The organism is Parafrankia sp. Ea1.12 (genome assembly GCF_900465275.1).
Lineage (GTDB): Bacteria > Actinomycetota > Actinomycetes > Frankiales > Frankiaceae > Parafrankia > Parafrankia soli.
In genome coordinates, this window is sequence record NZ_UBIZ01000054.1 from 1 (window position 1) to 787 (window position 787).

At 61.2% G+C, this 787-nt stretch carries 1 protein-coding gene; it reads left to right on the forward strand.

Going from position 1 to position 787, the window contains the following annotated elements; all coding sequences use genetic code 11:
- Window positions 1-588 precede the first annotated feature (588 nt).
- The coding region (locus FMEAI12_RS00270) for a transposase (protein WP_146776586.1) at window positions 589-787 on the forward strand (199 nt) is incomplete at its 3' end.

The following is a 787-nucleotide window of genomic DNA, read 5'->3' on the forward strand; positions in this document are numbered from 1 at the left end:
GGTCCGACATCCCCTGCCTACCGTTCGGCTCGACGCCAGCACCCGAGGCGGGAGCCCAGTGCGGTAGTTCCGCTCGCTGGGATCTGTGCGGGGGGCCGTCCGTAAGGACGGTCCCTACCGCGACTAGCGGTCATGACGGACTTAGATGATCTCCCCATGGAGATCGTTTAGACAGCGCACAACTTCGGCCCTGTCGGGTTAAGCGATCATGCGTAACCGTTGGGAGACAAGGGGTTTCGCACATCGGTAGTCCCGGGACTGCTTACAAGCGAGTGGTCGCAGGTTCGATCCCTGCCGCGCCCACGCGCTGGTTCCGCGTGTTCACTTGATTCTTGATCAAGCTCGCGACCAGCTGCTATGTCTCCTTGGTGGACGATCCTCGAACGCCTCGACGCATGAAGAGATCGTTGCGTAGGCCCGCACGCAGAGCACAGCGTTCAGACGCAACGCAAGTGCTCGATCATGAGGGCAGACGCATGGCCATCGCGGATCTTCTCATCGAGTTGCGCACTAGGGCCTGTTCTGAGTCTGGATCACAATCGGGGTGTTCGTCCTTCGTGTGGGTGTTTCGGCTGGTAGCACAGTGGTATGACGCGTGGTGATCTGACCGATGGTGAATGGGAGTTGATCGAGCCGCACCTCCCGCTGGGGGCGTCCGGACCGATCCCTGACCTGCGCAGCTATTTCAACGCGGTGATGTGGAGGTTCCGTACCGGAAGCCCCTGGCGGGACGTGCCGAACAGCTACGGCTCCTGGTCGACGATCTACGACCGGTTCCGTATGTGGG